This is a genomic window from Microbulbifer thermotolerans, assembly GCF_900112305.1.
GTDB lineage: Bacteria > Pseudomonadota > Gammaproteobacteria > Pseudomonadales > Cellvibrionaceae > Microbulbifer > Microbulbifer thermotolerans.
This window is the reverse complement of the sequence record NZ_FOKT01000009.1, coordinates 11,902-28,872: the sequence shown is the minus strand read 5'-3', so window position 1 is coordinate 28,872 and position 16,971 is coordinate 11,902. Positions and strand designations below refer to the sequence as shown.

Here is a 16,971-nt window from a genome sequence, read left to right as displayed (position 1 = left end):
CCAAAACCTACCATAGTATTCACGCGGATTAATCAAAGGTTCCCTAGGAATCCCAATTCATATGCTTGAGCGCTGTAGTCGATTCTGGGGCGCCCATCCCATCACCTGAGATTCTCATGCGGCTTCAAGTATTTTGTCGTCAAGGGGCTTAATCAGCGGTGCCCCAAGCTCCCGCAGGCAATCCATCAGCAAGCACACGGGTAAAACGGATGAGCAAGGCCAAAAAAACCAGCAAAAGCGCCCTCGGCGGCCGCCTGAGCGACATGGACCTGCGTCTGCTGCGCGTATTCCGCGAAGTCGTCCGCGCTGGCGGCCTGGCCGCCGCCGAAGTGGCACTGAACATCAGCCGCTCCACCATCAGCGTACACCTCTCCGACCTGGAATCGCGTCTGGGCATGCCGCTGTGCTTGAGATCCCGGGGCCGTGCCGACTTCAAGCTCACCCCGGAAGGCGAAGCGGTCTACCGGGCCATTATTGAACTGGACAGCCACCTGGATGCCTTCAGAAGCCAAGTCAATGCCATCCAGTCGAGCCTGACTGGCAGCCTGCGCATCGTGCTGCCAGACGATGTACTGGAAATCCCCCAGCTGGACCTGCCCGCGACCCTGGCCCGTATCCGCCAGCAGGCCCCGGAGCTGCAGTTGGACCTGCAGCTGGCCGACCCGCAGGAGCTGGAACTTGAAATCCTCGCCGGCCGTGCCGATGTGGGTATCAACCCGCTTCACTCCCACCGCCCCGGCCTTCAGTACCGCCCCCTGTTCCACCACCAGTCACTACTTTACTGCAGCCAGCAGCATCCGCTGGCCGCTGCAGAAGAAGTAAGCGAGGAGTCACTAACAAAGCAAGAATTGGCGGCCCCCAGCCACGCCGTCCTATCCGGCGCAGCGCACCTTTACCGCCTGTTTCCGCGCAAATCCACCGCCAACCATATGGCGGCGCGACTGGCGATGATATTGTCGGGGCAGTTTGTGGGCTTTTTGCCTGAGTACCTGGCGGAGGACTACGTGCAGCGCGGACAACTGATGGCCCTGCGGCCGGAGCGGTTCCGCTACCGGATCGAGAACGCGGCGACCTTCAAGCGAAGTGCCGCAGAACACCCGGCGGTGCGGCTGTTTTTGGAGTCATTAGAAATCAATAAATAATTGTACACTGCGCTTACTTATTGAAATATCCACTTTAAGGGGAGAGAAGGTACATTAGCACTCAAGGTCAGGGATTACCCTTCTGATATGAGAAACAATGAGAGTCAAGAAATTTTTTATCTAGCCGAAATTCTCTCTAACAAGTCTCTAGCGATTACTTTACCGCCCATGTTAGGGAACCTCTGATTAAGTCACTTTCTGGTGGCCGAGGCGCTTCGGGGCGGATGTGAAGCTCAGGTGATAGGACGGACATTTCGAAACCGACGGATACAGGGATGTATCCGTCGGAGCTACAGGGAAGTACTCGTGCGTTTTCGAAATATCCGTCCTATTGCCTGGGCGTCCCGGAAGCTACCATAGTGTTCACGCGAATTAATCAGAGGTTCCTTAGCTCAGATAATCTGATAAAAGCTCCTCATATATATCTGCGGATTACTCACGATCAAAAACACGAGCGAAGCTTTTATCAAACAGCTCCTTCAAGGTAATACAAACGTCATATATCCCCAACCATAACCATCATTTACAGCGAAGAGGCGCGCAGTTTGCGGGCCCACGGAAAGCACCTTGAGATACTGCCCGCGGAGCCCTTCCGGCCAATCTCCTTTTATCACAATTATTTCAAGGAAAGCACTCATAATGAGTTATGCAATGCTTGAGAAAGGCCCCAATTAAGTCGCCCTTTGTTCAATCTATTTATTCTGACTTGCAGTAAACCTTGGCATCACGGGGCGTGTAAATCCCGTACGTGATAAAGCTCAGGAAGCCATTCATGAAGGTATGCTGAGCCTCAACTTTTACGATATTTTCCGCACCTCCGCAGATTTCCGCCGCATTAGTAATTTTTTCCTGCCCAATACCACTGACAAAAAAGTGCTGCGTTTTTTGCGAGGTTGGCACTTCCCCTCCTTCACCGTTAATGGTGAATGTTTGAGAAGCACAACCAAAAAGCAGTGAACTCGCGAGAAACGCGGAAAAAAGTTTAATTTTCATTTTAACTCCTATTGCCCGACTGACTCTATTTGACATCCCGGGCGAAGATGCCAAATCAAAAACCGCAATAACGCGACGAAAGAAACGATACTTTATTTCAGAAAAAACCAATGAAAGTTAAAACCGCATAAATACAGGCAGTTTTAATATGCTAAAACACTATTATTAGAATCAATAGTGAAGATTAACACACACATTAAACACAAAAAGGCGGTGAATATCTGTACATTTCATCCAGCGTATTAATATTTCCTGTATTACAGCCTATAGAAATTATTACATCATGATTACCCCGAGCTGACTGACAATCCAAAAAACCAGATTATCCGCTGCTTCGTTTTTCGCTCTTATCCTATTTATTATCTAGTTTACTATCGTTTTCCCGGCACTGTTAACGTCAGGCTACCCCAAATTTCGCACCACTCGTCCGATCACCCGCCAACCCCCTGTTATTGCTGCACCTATAAAAACTCTCTTCACCTTGATCTGAATAGATCCAGGTTATCTAAATTTCACCCCAGGATCTGCTTTCCGAGCGCAATCATCTCTGATTCATGATTCTCTATGTCGGGGGCTATTCGTCACTCACCGGCGGGCCAATCTGACCAAATAATGAGCAAAACAGTCGGTAATCGGGGCTTTTGCCGGTTAGGGATTTCAGGGGGCGCGCAACTGCTGTATTCTCGCCAGGATGCCCAGTGGCCAACGCTTCTAAAATCTACCAGCGGGCCAATTAGAATCGCGATCGTATTTTAAGGTGGCAGCATTCGATTACATGCACGCGACCTAAACTCGTGCAAAACTTTACACAACACCAGCGGAGACAGTATGAAATTTGCGTATTTTCTATTGGGTATTTTTGCTATTAGCAGCGCATACGCAAATTCTGACAGAGCAATCAATGGCGTTTTAGCCAAAGAGCTCGAAGGACAAAAGTACCGCGTTTTCAAACAGATGGCGGCACTGGAAACTATGGAAAAGCTTAACGACGGACAGGAAGTCACTTTATCAGAGGTTGAAGCACACCCGGAGTTTGACATCTTCAGGTTTTATATTCTGGACGATGGCGGCAATAGAGTCTTCAATAAAAAATATACAATGAGAGACCTAGGTTTAATTGACAGCCGTTTTGATTCCATATCATTGACGGTGAACGACACAGCTGTTCATAACGATAAAGATGATATCCTTCATGGCAACCTGGTTCCTCTCGAAAAACGCTTCGATGGAACCTATGAACCAGTGAAGGTATTTCTTTCTACGTTTGACTCCCGAGGAAAGGTAATCGCAAAACAAGTCGCCACAAATTTTTTTATTAAGGATAACTACAAACACACGAATTTAGATTATGGAATCAGTTTTTCCTGCACCGCACAAAATCAAATTGCTATGACCATAAAATGGGACTATCCGTGGTATTTGCCGAAAACGGAAGACGTACATCTTTACTTTCCGTACAATGTGGAATTCAAACTGGATGGTGACTTTCATTTAACATCAGACAACAAAAGATTTGATGCTTACGGATTTACCGTAACACCGGAAATTGAGCGCCAGCTATTACAGTCCAAGGCAGGCGCCTTAAGGATTCCACTGCACCAATGGTCCACGGCACGTTACACTTGGAAATCCAATGGGCTAGCCGAGGCATATTCGCGAGTCAAGTATTTTTGCAAGGATTAAACTTGTTAAGAGATCCCTGATGAATTCTCGTGTGCAATGTGGGTGATTCTTGAGAATCAAAGCATTTTGTCAACACTGAGTATATTAATCAGAGGTCCCCTAGATAGGGCTTACCATTTCAGCACCATGTTATTTGTTTGAAACAATGAAATGAATCTCAGGTATAACCGTTGAAATATTTTCTTATCGTCAAGGAGGAAAAATGAGCAAGAGACCAGAAATTACAATCTCATCACTAGACTTAGATCGTTTGTATAAATTGATTGACGCCCTGCCATCAAACAGCATTGCGGGCCTAAGCGATTTGGAAACCGAGCTTGCCAGGGCCAATATCGTCAAACCTACGGAAATGCCGCCCAACATAGTGACAATGAACTCAACGGTACGCTTTTTCGTAGAGTCCACCCAAAGTGAATTCGAGCTGACTCTAGTCTATCCGGATGATGTCGACACGAGTGGAAAGACCATATCGATTCTGGCCCCGGTAGGAAGTGCGCTGCTCGGCCTATCCCAAGGGGATGAAATCGAATGGCCAAAGCCGGGTGGAGGCTTTATTAAAGTGAAAATTATTGAGGTTCTCTATCAACCGGAGCGCGCCGGGGATTACGAAAGATAAGCGTCTCCTATTGAATAGGATTATCATCAACGGCTGACTACAGTTTACTGCGCCGCCCTCAAACAATGCTTTCAACTGAGGGTGGCACAACTGGAGAAGGTTTTATCCATGACTCCTAAAAGTCGCACCGTTCTTCTGATACCCGGTATTTTCGATTACGGTTGGTCGATGCGGCGCATGGAACAAATGCTGAATGAAGCCGGTTTTTCCGCCCACTATATCCACCTGAAATACAATTCCGGCTGGCACGGCTTGGAGCATCTATCGGAACAGTTGCAGCGCAGCGTAGAGACGCTCGCGGACAAAGGGCACACCTGTGCCCTGGTCGGCTTCAGCATGGGCGGTATAGTCGCAAGATATTACCTCCAGTCAATGGGTGGACTTGAACGGGTATACAAGTTCATCGCCATATCCAGCCCCCATTTCGGCAGCTTTTGGGCCAACTTCCTGCCGTACAAGGGCGGCCGGCAGCTGCGTATTGGCAGTCAGTTTCTGGAGCAGCTTAACAACGATATGGAATCACTATCCTGTACCGCGCCGGTGTCTATCTGGACCAAATACGACATCACCATCCTGCCCCATTCCAGCGCCCTGTTGCCGATCGGAACATCTTACGAAGTACCGGTTAAGCTGCACCGGTGGATGCCATCAGACGCTCGGGTTATCGACCTGGTCAACAGGGAGCTCCGCTCGGCACTGGCATAATCCTGCGGGACGGTTTATCCGGCCCACCCGCAAATCTGTTCAACGTGTCCAGTTCATGACCAGCCCCAGCATTCGCCGCTGCACATCACATATTGACCCAAACCCAAAGCTGGCTTAAAAAGGCCGGATGCATTTTGGCAAGCCTGCAGACAACCATCCGCAAAGATGCAGGTGAGCGAATGCACAATGTCTGAGCGCCTCTTAACCATTGGCAGCATTAGCGCGATTTAATCAGAGCATCCTCAAGCAAAACGATGTCCTGGGTCTCGTTCAATATTTTTCGCACTTTGGGGTTCCCGGATACCCTACAGTTGAAGCCGGAAGATGTGTTCAAATACCGAGAGGAGATCAGCATGGCAGAATGGGTGCTTTTCCCCGAGTACTGGCAACTAAACGCACTCATCTATGGCCTGCAGGCGCGGGTGTTTCCCAGCGAAGCCAGTTACCGCCTGGGCCACAACAAAATAGAAATGACGCGCGCCTTCGAGTTAGTCGCTCCGGCTAACACGCCTTACACGCGTATTCTTGCCAATACTCCGGAAAATGCCGAACACCTCTGGAATGAAATGGACCAACCCTTTGTGGCCAAACTGCCCAAATCCTCCCAAGGCAATGGCGTTTGGCTGATCGAGTCACTGCAGGACTGGCGCGACTACCTGAGCAAAAGCGATGTACTCTACGTACAGGAGCAACTGCCAATTGACAGGGATATCCGCATCGTTGTTATCGGCGATCAGGTCATCACCGCGTACTGGCGTCTGCAGGCGGCACAGGGGTTCTACAACAATGTCTCCAAGGGCGGTCTTATTGAGCGAAGCCCGGTGCCCGAAGCCGCTGTCGCCCTTGCGCTTCACCTGGCCCGAACGCTGGATATCAACCACGCTGGCTTCGATATCGCCATGGTCGGCGGGCACCCCTACGTGCTCGAATTCAACCGGCTTTTTGGTAACCAGGGTATAGAGGGCGGCGATGCCAAACTACGGGAGGTTATCCAGGACTATCTGCAACGGCAATCCACGCCCACCGGGCCGAATTTCCCCAGCCGCCCATCCTCACCGCGCCGGCGTTTCAACCGTGCGGCTTAAGTCATCTGAGGCGACAGAAGGTTTCTATCACGGCGGCATTGCGGAACAGAGCTTACTATCCACTGCCCGTTCCGTAACGCCGTTGTATTTTACCCAGGCCGGACAGCGCGGTACGGCACCGGCTATCAAGGGCGTTAGGCTACTACAAAGCGAAGTCACTCTTTTCTGTGACACGAATATTGCTAAGGTACCTCTGATTAATTCGCGTGAACACTATGGTAGCTTCCGGGGCGCTCAGGAAATAGGACGGACATTTCGAAAACACACGAGTACTTTCCTGTAGCTCCGACGGATACATCCCTGTATCCATTGGAGATAAAGGACAGTACTTGTAGGATCGCCCCCGGGATTAGAGAATCTGAGCCTAACAATGAAAAAAATTACAACAATGAACGCTCTTAAATATTTAACTTTTGCTGCATTAATCTCCGCCTGCACCTCATCCTCATTGAAAACGAATACCGTTGTATCCGGCGACTTTCAGGATGGCAGCACTGACGGTCGGCCCGCCAGTATTCCTCACCCTTTCAATGATCACAACAATAACCACAACGCCTATGGAACGCTAAACGGTAGCGGCAATGTGGAACGGACCCTGCTCAGCTACGACACTTTGATGAACGGCTCCGATCCCGGTTCGCGCATCGACTTATCCGGCTACGCACTTCCGCCCGAAGCCGCCCATCCGCAACACCTTTTTGCTGGCAGACTGACACTTCACGGGGAAGCCAGCGGTGGAGGTTTTTTCGAGCAGGTGGACACCTACAACTACACCGACAACAGCGACAGTCCGCGCAAACATTTACCGGAATTCGATTTTCAGTTTGTGCAGACTGGCAGCCATATTTTCCCACTGCAACGCGGCTCTATTCCCAGCGCCCACCCAGACTGGGAATATGTGCTGGCACCGGGTAGGGTTTGGCGGGAAAACGGTGACAAGGGTTACACGCGCGTATCGATTCCCTTTGCCCTGCAGGAACGCAACGCCAACTGTGTGCACAACGGCGTAATGTCTTTTCTGTTCAAGGAAAATGGCGCGATTTCCAAGGTGGCCTATCAAATCAGCAGTGAAACCTGCCTCTATTTCAAAGCGGACTGGTGGGGGCTGCTTAGTGCCACATACACACCGCAGGACATTGCCGATAAAGCCCGGCTGATCCGCGAGTACCAGGAGGAAATCGCTGCGCGTCTGCCGGTGAAACCACTTTCCACACTGGCAGACGATTATCCAGGTATCAATACCAGCGCCTTTGCAGCGCCAAATGATACAGATCCCACTCATGTAAGCACCGCCGGCTTTGTGATTGACGGTATCCACTATCGCGCTGACTGCACCACTCGCCGTGGCGACTACCCTTTCTGCGAATCCTTGGTCGTCCCCTCCTACTCCGCCGCCAAATCACTGGTCGCTGGCGTCGCCATGATGCGACTGGAGTACTTGTATCCCGGTGTACGTAACAGCCTTGTAGGCAGCTATGTGCCCGACTGTGACAAGAACGGCAACTGGAATGATGTGACACTGGATAACTTGCTGGACATGGCCTCCGGCAATTACAGCAGCAGCACTTACATGCAGGATGAAGACGCGAAACACACGGATTATTTTTTTCTACCGGAAACCCACGCCAACAAGATCCACTACAGTTGTACCCGCTATTCACGCAAGGCGCCACCCGGCACCCAGTGGGTCTACCACACATCGGATACCTATATCGCCGGCACCTTGATGAACGCCTATTTGCGCAGTCGGCGCGGCAGTGATGCGGACCTGTTCACGGATATTATCGTCGAGGATCTGTGGAAACCCATCGGCGTAAGTGCCACCGGCCGCTACACGCGCCGCACCTACGATTCGGTGCGACAGCCTTTCACCGGTTGGGGACTGATCTGGCTGCCGGACGACATCGTCAAAATTGCCAGTTTTATCGGTATCGACAGGGGAAAAATCAATGGAGAGCAGGTGCTGGACGCAAACCAACTGGATGCGGCGTTGCAGCGCTCGGCAACTGATACAGGTACAGTGCCCATGGCGAACTATCGCTACAACAATGGATTTTGGGCACACAATGTGGCGGGGAAGCTGAGCGGTTGCAGCGGCGATCTGTGGATTCCCTTCCTATCCGGATTCGGCGGCATTACCGTGGTACTGCTGCCCAATAACAGTATCTACTACTATTTCAGCGATAACGACACCTACTATTGGCTGGAAGCAGTGCAGGAGGCACACAAGATACGCAGCCTGTGCCAATAGGCTGATTGATATTTCCGCACCGCCGGATACGGCCTGTATCCGACGGCGCCGGAAGGTCCTTTTCATCTATCCACAACTCAGCCAGCCGCAAGGTCTCTCCGGGCCTTCCGAGCGAATTAATCGGAATTGCCTTCTGCTATTTTCGTGCTCTCCTCACGGTAAGGGCTGTGCAGCGCCACGGGGCGCGCTTGCTGCCGCTTGCGCAGACGCAGGTTGAGCATTTCCACCGCCACCGAAAAGGCCATGGCAAAGTAGATATACCCCTTGGGCACATGTACATCGAAGCCTTCCACAATCAGAGTTAAACCAACCATGATCAGAAAAGACAACGCCAGCATCTTCACCGTCGGATGCCGGTCGACAAAATCGCCGATAGATTTAGCCGCTACCAGCATCACTATCACCGCCAGCACAATGGCCACCGCCATAATGGAGATCTCGTCCACCAAGCCCACTGCGGTAATCACCGAATCCAGTGAGAAAACGATATCCAGAATCGCAATCTGCACCAGTACCATACCAAAACCGGCGGTAGCCACCTCACCACCGCCGCCATCGACACCTTCCAAGCTGTTGTGAATTTCGTGGGTAGCCTTGGCCAACAAGAAGAGGCCGCCCCCAATCAGAATCAGATCCCGTCCAGAGATCTCCTGCCCTAACACAGTAAACCAGGGCTCCACCAATCCCATCACCCAAACAATGGAAAACAAAAGGAGTAAGCGTGTGACCATGGCCAGGGTCAAGCCGATATAACGCGCCGGCTCGCGCTGCTTTTCCGGCAGGCGGCCGACGAGGATGGAAATAAAGATAATATTGTCAATGCCGAGAACTATCTCAAGCGCCGCCAGTGTCACCAGCGCAATCCAGGCCTCGGGGTTAGCCACCCATTCAAACATAGGAAATTTCCTTTTTTTACAAAGGGAGTTTATTTGAAGAGGCTATTTTATTCCCTCACGCGCTTCCCTGCAGCCCGAGTGATTTTTGTTTGGCGAACTCTGATTCATTCGCTTCCCGGCTGTAGAGTGGCTTTGCCTCAAGATAAGGAATTCAGGTGATGGGAGCGACATTCCGAAACCGTTCGGTACAGTGACAATGGCCCATTTTCGGCGGCCCCTCACCACTCTCAGTCTGACAAGTAATACTCTACCGTCGATACCACACGCACTTTTTTAATGTGAGGGTTGTTTTTATCCCTGTCCCGAATACTGAACTGGCCCTGGGAGGCACGCTTGATCTTGCCGAGGACACTGTCCGAGTCCTCGGCAAACTTCTGCGCGACCAACCGTGCTTCGAGAGTGGCCTGCTCAACCATCTCCGGTTTGATATCGTTCAGACCGGTATAGATGTACTCGATCTGCCCCTGGTAATTGCCCTGGGAAAAGGCGATCCCCTCCTTGCCGAGGTCCGCGAGTTTTTGCATGGCCTCGCGTACCTTGTCCACCTGATCCGAGTAAACAGTGACCGTCTGCAGTGCGGAATAGCGGAACTCCGCTCGCTGTCCGCCGTACTGCTGGGCCAGCTTATCAGTGATGGCCGGCAGAGATACGGTGACCTCATCCGGATCAATCCCCTGATCGTTCAGAAATCGTTCGATGCGCGCACTGCTGGCGGCAATATTCTGGTAGAGGGAAGGTAAATCGTTACTCGCCGCCGTGAACTGGATGGGCCAAATCACAATATCCGCCGGCACCTCCCGCTCCGCCAAACCTTTAACGGTAACAGTGCGCTCGTAACTCTTGAACTTTTCCACAGCGTTGCCGAAAAGGAAACCGAGGGCGGCGAATCCCAATAGTACGCCAACACCGAGCAGCAGTGCAGGCACAGTATTTCGTGTATTCATTTTTGTTCTCCGAAATTGTACAAATCCTTGGAGGAGCGCAGAGTCAAAGGCGCCTTAGGGAACCTCTGATTAAATCACTTTCTGGTGGCAGAAATTCTTCAGGGACGGATATGAAGCTCAGGTGATAGGACGGATATTTCGAAACCGTCGGATACAGGGATGTATCCGTCGGAGCTACAGGGAAGTACTCGTGCGTTTTCGAAATATCCGTCCTATTGCCTGAGCGCCCCGGAAGCTACCATAGTGTTCACGCGAATTAATCAGAGGTTCCTTGGCCAGAAGGCTCCTGAGCCAGTGCATCGTAACCGCGGCCGCGAAATTCCAACAGGCAAAAACCGTGGCCGAAGGGATCGGACAGTGTGGCAATCGCCCCCCAGCTGTTTACCCGAATTTCTCCTTCCAGTTTTGCGCCGGCAGCCACCGCCCGGTCAACGGCGGCTTCCACATCGTCTACCACCATGTCCAGGTGCACCGGTGTCCAGTGGCGCCGGTAATTCCTCCGCTGGCCCTCGCTGGCTTGGGAGCCAGGCGCCTTCGCCAAAAGATAGAGGGGCGCGTTGCCGCCGAGCATCTCCATTCCAGAAGCTCCGAAACTGCGCCCCGGGCGCAGACCGAAGGCGCTCTGATAAAAATCAATGGCACGGGGCAGGTCATCAACATCGATATTAATCAGAAACTCCATGGTGTTCTCCTTTCAAGCGTGCACTGCGATTCGCAGCGGGTCCATAATCCTCACTAGAGTATCGGGGTTCGCAAACGCCAGCCAATCTACGCCATAAAAAAGGCCGCTGCCGCGGCCTTTGTAAGTAACAGTACAATTAACCCAAATCGATCCAGGTGGACTTCAACTCGCAGTATTTATCCAGCGCATGCAAAGACTTGTCGCGGCCATTGCCGGACTGCTTGAAGCCACCGAAAGGCACGGTGATATCACCGCCGAAATAGTTGTTCACCCATACGGAGCCGGCGCGGAGACCGCGGGCCATGCGGTGCGCGCGGCCGAGATTGTGAGTCCAGACACCGGCGGCCAGGCCGTAAATGGAGTCATTGGCGATGCGCAGCGCCTCCGCCTCTGTCTCGAATTCGATCACTGACAACACCGGGCCGAAAATTTCCTCGCGCGCGATGGTCATATCGCCACTGACACCGCGGAAGATGGTCGGTTGATAGTAGTAACCACCGGCCACCACATCCGCCGGCTTGCCGCCGCACACCAGCTGCGCCCCCTGTTCCAGACCTTTGGCCACGTAGAACTCAACGGTATCGAACTGGCTCTGATCAATCAGGGCCCCCATCACCGTGTTGGGGTCCTGTGGATGGCCCGGTTGGAAACGCTCCGCGGCTGCGGCCACCTTGCGGATAAATTCGTCGGCGATGGACTTTTCCACCAGCAGACGCGAGCCTGCGGTGCAGGTCTCGCCCTGGTTGTAGAAGATCGCCAGAGCGGCGGCCTCGGCGGCCTTGTCCAGGTCCGCGTCGGCGAAAACAATATTGGGACTCTTGCCCCCCAGCTCTAGAAATGTGCGTTTCAGGTTGGACTGGCCGGCATACTCCGTCAGGGTTTTGCCCACGGCGGTGGAGCCGGTGAAGGTGAGGCAGTCGATGTCCATGTGCAGGCCCAGGGCTTTGCCGAGGGTGGAACCGGGGCCCGGCAGAACGTTCAACACACCGTCCGGCAGACCCGCCTCCTTGGCCAGCCCCGCCAGCTTGATCGCCGTCAGCGGCGTATTGGAAGCGGGTTTTAAGATCACACTGTTGCCGGTGGCGAGCGCCGGCCCCAGCTTCCAGGCGGTGGTGGAGAGAGGAAAGTTCCAGGGCACTATGGCCGCAACCACCCCCAGAGGCATGCGCTGCACCAGGGCCAGTTCGTCCGGTCCGGTGGGCGCCACTTCGTCGTAAATCTTGTCGATGGCCTCACCACTCCAGCGGATTGTGGTGATCGCACCGGGGACATCTACGTTTACCGTGTCGCTGATCGGCTTGCCCGCATCCAGGCTTTCCAACAGCGCGATTTCGATTTTGTCCCGCTCGATCAGCTCGGCAAAACGCACCAGGATCTTTTTGCGCTCCATGGGCGGCATTGCAGACCAGACCCCAGACTCGAAAGTACGGCGGGCAACCTCCACCGCGACTTTGGCGTCTTCGGGACCGCAGCTGGCCACCTGTGCCAGTTCACTGCCATCCGCCGGGTTGACGGTCGGCCGGGTCCGGCCGCCGAGGGCATCCACATATTCGCCATTGATAAACGCGCGGCTTTCAATTTCCAAAGCGGCGGCCAGAGCCTGCCACTCCTGCAGGGTTTGGGGGATCGGTTGTTGCGCTGCCATGGCACACCTCTTGTCAGACCTGAATCATTGTTCGGCTTATACCAAAATGTGATCACAAATCAAAGCATATCAGTAACCCCACAAATGGGAGTCCCTGCAGGCCGCTCAATCCACTCGGGTTTCCACCCGCAACCAGTCGTCCTCCAGCTGCATCGCAATGCGGTCACCACTCTGCAGTTCGCCCACACCGGCCGGTGTGCCGGTGAGCACCACATCGCCGGGCATCAGCGTGAAATAAGCGCTGATATAGGCCACCAGCTCGGGGATGGGTGTCAGCATCAGCGCCGTCTCTCCGCGTTGGCGCAGTTCGCCGTTCAACCACAGGGAATAGGTGAGGTCACCCCAGTCTGGAATAGAGCCCAATTTCACGAAAGGCGACAGAGGACAGGCGCCGTCGAAGCCCTTGGCCTTTTCCCAGGGATGGCCGTCTTTTTTCAGCTGGGACTGCAGCTGGCGCAAAGTGAGGTCCAGCGCCAGCCCCAAACCGGCGATGGCGGCCGGCACTTCCGAGGGAGTGGCTCCCGTGAGCCGCTCGCCGATCAGCAGTGCCAACTCCCCCTCAAAGTGACAGCTGCCCCGCCCCGCGGGGAGGCGAATCGGCTCGGCCATGGGCACCGCTGCGGTGGCCGGCTTAATAAACAGCAGCGGCTCCTCTGGAACCGGGTTGCCGAGCTCGGCGGCGTGGGCGGCATAATTACGGCCCACACAGACGATCTTGCCCGGACTGAGCGGCATTTGAGTGCCGCAGGTGTAATGGTGTCTGTACATCATAAAATTAGATAGTTGTGATAGGCATTTCGAATAAAGCGCTCCAGGGCGCTTGTGGTATGATCGCGCCTTCGCCGGGCCCCCGGCAGTCGAAAATTTTACCGCTTGTTCCCTCGCCATCAGTCAAGAGAGTGTATATGACTCCACAAACTTCTTTGCAAAAAGACAAGATTCGCATTTTGCTGCTTGAGGGCGTACACCAGTCCGCCGTCGATCTGCTTGCGTCCCGTGGCTATACCAATGTGGAGTACCTCAAGACCTCGCTGCCGGAAGACCAGCTGATTGAGAAAATATCCAATGTCCACTTTATCGGCATTCGTTCCCGCACCCAGCTGACCCGCAAGGTTCTGGAAAGTGCGCGCAAACTGGTCGCCATCGGCTGTTTCTGCATCGGCACCAACCAGGTGGATCTCAAGGCGGCCACAGAGCTGGGCATCGCCGTTTTCAATGCGCCCTACTCCAACACCCGCAGTGTGGCGGAATTGATTATTGCCGAAACCATATTGACTCTGCGCGGTATCCCGGCCAAAAACACCGCCTGCCACCGCGGCGGCTGGATGAAATCCGCCGCCGGTGCCTTCGAAGCCCGCGGCAAGACCCTGGGCATTATCGGCTACGGCGCCATCGGCTCTCAGGTTTCGGTGCTAGCGGAAGCCCTGGGCATGCGCGTGATCTTCTACGATGTGGTCACCAAACTGCCGCTGGGCAACGCAGTACAAATCAGCTCGCTGGATGAACTGCTGGGCGAGGCGGACGTTGTGTCGCTGCACGTACCGGAACTGCCTTCCACCAAGATGATGATGGGGCCCAAGCAAATCGCCCGCATGAAGCCCGGTGCGATATTGCTAAACGCCTCCCGCGGCACCGTGGTGGACATAGAGGCCCTTGCGGAAGCGCTGAAGAGTGGCCACCTGGCCGGTGCGGCCATCGACGTATTTCCGGTGGAGCCGCGCAGCAATGACGACGAGTTCGTATCGCCGCTGCGCGGAATCGATAATGCCCTGCTCACACCCCACATCGGTGGTTCCACCATGGAAGCGCAGGAAAATATCGGCATAGAAGTGGCGGAGAAGCTGGCCTACTACTCCGACAATGGCACCACCACCAGTTCAGTCAACTTCCCGGAAGTGGCGCTGCCGGGTCATGTGGGCGCGCATCGCCTGCTGCACATCCACCGCAATGTTCCCGGAGTGCTCAGCGCCATCAACCAGGTGTTCTCGGAGAACAACATCAATATCTCTGCGCAGTTCCTGCAGACCAACGAAACCCTCGGTTACGTGGTAATCGATGTAGACGCGGAATACTCAGATCTGGCGCTGGAGAAGCTGAAAAATATTCCCGGCACGCTGCGCTGCCGCGTACTCTTCTAAGACGCCTAGGCAAAACGCACTTCGGGAAACAAAACGGCTCCGGTGGGGAAGCTCCGATGCATTCGCACGGGTTCCTCATCCGGAGCCGGCGTTTTTTGAGCACCCAGTGAGTGCACGGGACCTTCTGCTGCGCTCTCAAGGAGGATTGATGGTGACGTCCGCTCCCTCCTAAAATAGCGCCTCTTCGCTCCGGCGGCGCCGCCGCCCTTCCATAATCAGGTGTACCTCTTTGCGTAATCACGACTCCGCCGCAACCGGCTTGCTCGCCGGCGTTGCCGCCTTCCTTATCTGGGGGCTGGCGCCGCTGTACTTCAATCTATTAGACGGGATTCCCGCTGTGGAAATTCTCGCCCATCGCAGCATCTGGTCACTGGTGCTGGCCGTGGGGGTTCTCGTCCTGATCGGCCGCCTCTCCGATGTCTCCGCAACCCTGCGCGACGGCAAGAAAATGCGCATTCTGGCCCTGTCCACCCTCTTGATCGGTAGCAACTGGCTGGTGTTTATCTGGGCCATCACCAACGCCCATCTGCTGGATGCCAGCCTCGGCTATTACATCAATCCGATTGTTAACGTCCTACTCGGCGTGCTGATTCTTGGGGAAAGGCTGCGGCGCCTGCAGTGGCTGGCCGTTGTGCTGGCGGTGATAGGTATCGCTCACGAGCTTTGGCAATTTGGCAGGGTGCCAGTGGTGGCTCTACTGCTGGCATTGTCATTCGGCTTTTACGGTTTGGTGCGCAAGCGCGCACCGGTGGACAGCCTGACCGGCCTCACCATAGAGACCCTGTATATGTTGCTGCCAGCCTTGGCTTACCTTTTGTGGTCCGACAGCCCCAGCAGCAACTTGCTCGCCAACGACTGGCGGACCAACGGCCTCTTGCTACTGGCCGGCCCCATTACTCTGACGCCGCTGCTGTTGTTCAATATCGCCGCGCGTCGGCTGAATCTTTCCACCCTCGGCTTTCTGCAGTACCTGGGGCCAACCCTGATGCTGCTGCTCGCAACGCTGGTGTTCCACGAGCCCTTTGGCGAAGGCAAGGTGATTACCTTCGCCTGCGTGTGGTCGGGGCTGCTGCTCTATACTGCGGACGCCCTGGCACAACGCCGGAAGATGCGGCAGCAGAAAAAGGCGTTGGTCTGATTCACCGACGCGGCTGCCCCGCCCCGTTAGCGATTAAGCCAGTCGTCCAGCGCCTTGAGAATCTGGTGCCGATAGGGCTGGGTCTCGTTAATCATTTGATGGCGGGCACCGCGTATAATCACGCGGCGGCTATTGGGGAAGCGGTCGCGTATTGCGCGCATGTTGTAGCGCCAGGACACTGTCTCATCGCCGGTGCCTTGCACCACCAGAATGGGCTTGGGATTTTTCGCCGTGGCGGGAAAGGTCTTCAGCCAGTCCACCATGGCACCGAGCCAGCGCATGGAGATCACCCGCGACTGCAAGGGGTCCCGATGTGCCTGACGGCGCGCGAACTCGGCGTCGTGAGTGTTGATATTGAAACCCCGGTCGGGCGCCACCAGGAAAAAGCGGCCCAGGTAGTACATCCACTTGCGCACATGCCAGCGCGCCGGGCGCACCAGTGGCGCCAGCAGAAAAATTTTATCGAATGGCTGCCAGCGGCTGTACTGCAGGTATGCCAGCAGCGCAGCGCCACCGGTACTTTGCCCCATGGCGTGCCAGGGGCCGGATAATTTATCCCGGGCTTTTTGCAGTAACACCTGCAAAACCTGACGGTATTGCAGAAAGGTGTCTATCGCCACGGGCTCCCCACTGGACAGGCCGTGACCGGGAAAATCGAAGATCACCACGTTCAAATCGCGCTCGAGCCCAAAGCGCACCGCCGGGCCGTAGACTCCGGTGTGGTCGAAATACCCGTGGCAGATAAAAAGGGTTCCGCGGGGCTTTTCCACCAGCCAGTACTGGGCCACCAGCTCGAACCCCGCGGCCGCAAAGGTGCCAACACCGGTCCTGGACGCCTGCGGAAAGTGCAGATTATAGAAATTGCGGTACTCCTGCAGTGCCGGCAGCAGGGGGCCTTCATCGGCACTGCTGAAGTCCAGCTCCGGCAACTGATCGCGAAGGGCCGAGTAGTCCGGGCGCCGAATGACCGGGCTGTGTTCAACGGTGGTGATATCTTGCAGAAGATCCATTGACGCAATGGTACTGCATTTTGCAAGGCGGCAGGGAGGAAGC

General features: G+C 54.5%; 15 protein-coding genes. 8 read left to right on the top strand and 7 right to left on the bottom strand.

Annotated elements, in window-relative coordinates; all coding sequences use genetic code 11:
• Nucleotides 1-209 precede the first annotated feature (209 nt).
• Nucleotides 210-1,142, top strand: a complete 933-nt coding sequence (locus BM155_RS14345; protein WP_067156125.1) for a LysR family transcriptional regulator — start codon at nucleotides 210-212, stop codon at nucleotides 1,140-1,142.
• Nucleotides 1,143-1,838: 696 nt separating this feature from the next.
• Here BM155_RS14345 and BM155_RS14340 read toward each other — a convergent pair.
• Nucleotides 1,839-2,135 (bottom strand): Bor family protein, encoded by a 297-nt coding sequence (locus tag BM155_RS14340; RefSeq protein ID WP_067156130.1) that lies wholly within the window; start codon nucleotides 2,133-2,135, stop codon nucleotides 1,839-1,841.
• 828 nt (nucleotides 2,136-2,963) lie between these two features.
• On the opposite strand from BM155_RS14340, the gene BM155_RS14335 reads away from it, so the two are divergent.
• The 5 genes from BM155_RS14335 (at nucleotide 2,964) to BM155_RS14315 (ending at nucleotide 8,475) form a co-directional block, all read left to right on the top strand.
• A complete protein-coding gene (locus tag BM155_RS14335) occupies nucleotides 2,964-3,818 on the top strand; it encodes a hypothetical protein (protein ID WP_067156134.1) in 855 nt (284 codons plus the stop codon).
• A 202-nt stretch (nucleotides 3,819-4,020) separates the two neighbouring features.
• Complete coding sequence (rnk, locus tag BM155_RS14330; RefSeq protein ID WP_067156137.1) at nucleotides 4,021-4,434, top strand: nucleoside diphosphate kinase regulator; 414 nt, start codon at nucleotides 4,021-4,023, stop codon at nucleotides 4,432-4,434.
• A 108-nt stretch (nucleotides 4,435-4,542) separates the two neighbouring features.
• On the top strand, nucleotides 4,543-5,139 hold the full coding sequence (locus BM155_RS14325; protein WP_067156140.1) for an esterase/lipase family protein: 597 nt from the start codon (nucleotides 4,543-4,545) through the stop codon (nucleotides 5,137-5,139).
• A gap of 254 nt (nucleotides 5,140-5,393) precedes the next feature.
• Nucleotides 5,394-6,224 carry an ATP-grasp domain-containing protein gene (locus tag BM155_RS14320; RefSeq protein WP_074903869.1) on the top strand — a complete coding sequence of 277 codons (831 nt, stop codon included), beginning with the start codon at nucleotides 5,394-5,396 and terminating at the stop codon, nucleotides 6,222-6,224.
• A 448-nt stretch (nucleotides 6,225-6,672) separates the two neighbouring features.
• A complete protein-coding gene (locus BM155_RS14315; protein ID WP_254773203.1) occupies nucleotides 6,673-8,475 on the top strand; it encodes a serine hydrolase in 1,803 nt (600 codons plus the stop codon).
• 116 nt (nucleotides 8,476-8,591) lie between these two features.
• On the opposite strand, the gene BM155_RS14310 is transcribed toward BM155_RS14315, so the two are convergent.
• The 5 genes from BM155_RS14310 to BM155_RS14290 all read right to left on the bottom strand — a co-directional run bounded on the left by BM155_RS14310 (nucleotide 8,592) and on the right by BM155_RS14290 (nucleotide 13,410).
• Nucleotides 8,592-9,371 carry a TerC family protein gene (locus tag BM155_RS14310; protein ID WP_067156146.1) on the bottom strand — a complete coding sequence of 260 codons (780 nt, stop codon included), beginning with the start codon at nucleotides 9,369-9,371 and terminating at the stop codon, nucleotides 8,592-8,594.
• 227 nt (nucleotides 9,372-9,598) lie between these two features.
• Entirely contained in the window at nucleotides 9,599-10,315 is a 717-nt protein-coding gene (locus BM155_RS14305; protein WP_067156149.1) for an SIMPL domain-containing protein, read from the bottom strand.
• A gap of 256 nt (nucleotides 10,316-10,571) precedes the next feature.
• Nucleotides 10,572-10,997 (bottom strand): VOC family protein, encoded by a 426-nt coding sequence (locus BM155_RS14300; RefSeq protein WP_067156152.1) that lies wholly within the window; start codon nucleotides 10,995-10,997, stop codon nucleotides 10,572-10,574.
• A gap of 136 nt (nucleotides 10,998-11,133) precedes the next feature.
• Complete coding sequence (locus tag BM155_RS14295; protein ID WP_067156156.1) at nucleotides 11,134-12,642, bottom strand: aldehyde dehydrogenase; 1,509 nt, start codon at nucleotides 12,640-12,642, stop codon at nucleotides 11,134-11,136.
• Between the two features lie 105 nt (nucleotides 12,643-12,747).
• Entirely contained in the window at nucleotides 12,748-13,410 is a 663-nt protein-coding gene (locus tag BM155_RS14290; protein ID WP_217641552.1) for a fumarylacetoacetate hydrolase family protein, read from the bottom strand.
• Nucleotides 13,411-13,547: 137 nt separating this feature from the next.
• On the opposite strand from BM155_RS14290, the gene serA reads away from it, so the two are divergent.
• Together serA and rarD are read left to right on the top strand one after the other, a co-directional pair.
• Nucleotides 13,548-14,780 (top strand): phosphoglycerate dehydrogenase, encoded by a 1,233-nt coding sequence (gene serA / locus BM155_RS14285; RefSeq protein ID WP_067156161.1) that lies wholly within the window; start codon nucleotides 13,548-13,550, stop codon nucleotides 14,778-14,780.
• Nucleotides 14,781-15,009: 229 nt separating this feature from the next.
• Nucleotides 15,010-15,918, top strand: coding sequence for an EamA family transporter RarD (gene rarD / locus BM155_RS14280; RefSeq protein WP_067156164.1), 909 nt, complete (start codon nucleotides 15,010-15,012; stop codon nucleotides 15,916-15,918).
• Between the two features lie 26 nt (nucleotides 15,919-15,944).
• Here rarD and BM155_RS14275 read toward each other — a convergent pair whose 3' ends face one another.
• Nucleotides 15,945-16,928, bottom strand: a complete 984-nt coding sequence (locus BM155_RS14275) for an alpha/beta hydrolase (RefSeq protein ID WP_067156168.1) — start codon at nucleotides 16,926-16,928, stop codon at nucleotides 15,945-15,947.
• Between the last annotated feature and the right edge of the window lie 43 nt (nucleotides 16,929-16,971).